The sequence below is a fragment of the Vibrio sp. YT-19(2023) genome, from assembly GCF_033337395.1.
On the sequence record NZ_JAWOQN010001070.1, the window covers coordinates 1 to 531 of the forward strand.

Annotated in this window: 2 protein-coding genes; one reads left to right on the forward strand and one right to left on the reverse strand. The window is 43.3% G+C overall.

From position 1 onward, the window contains the following. A partial coding sequence (locus R7E78_RS30100) for a DUF2753 family protein (RefSeq protein ID WP_318059137.1) occupies positions 1–78 on the forward strand: 78 nt, incomplete at its 5' end. Positions 79–290: 212 nt separating this feature from the next. Here the strand turns inward: R7E78_RS30100 and R7E78_RS30105 are convergent. Continuing rightward, a partial coding sequence (locus R7E78_RS30105) for an OmpA family protein (protein ID WP_318059136.1) occupies positions 291–531 on the reverse strand: 241 nt, incomplete at its 5' end.

Here is a 531-nt window from a genome sequence, read left to right on the forward strand (position 1 = left end):
CCAGCAATTGCGAAACAAGTAGAGAAGATCGATACCGCAACCAATTGCGAAGTGATCGCTAAGTTTCGTTTAAATTAATGAGCAAAGGTCGAAAATAAGCTGACGCTCATCACTTGGAAATGACTCAACGAAAGTTATTCGACAGTAAGTAGATACCCACTAACATATACAAAGTAAGACTTGAGCGTTTTCGATGCTCTTACTTAATTTACAAGCTAACAACGTCAATATACAAAAACGCCGGAGATTATTTCTCCGGCGTTTTTTATGTAAGCATGCTTTACTACGGCCTAAACTTGAGTTCGACCTAAAGAGATGACTACACGACGGTTCTTGTCTTTACCAATCGGCGTGCCATTATCAGCAATAGGTCGGCGCTTGCCATAACCTTGCACTTGAATACGATCCTCTGGCAAACCCAATGATTCAAAGTAAGTACGTAGAGACTCTGCTCGTCGCTCCGATAGGCTCTGGCTTTCGCTCTTACCATCGGTCGAATCAGTGTATGTCGCCACCAGCACGAGGTCGATA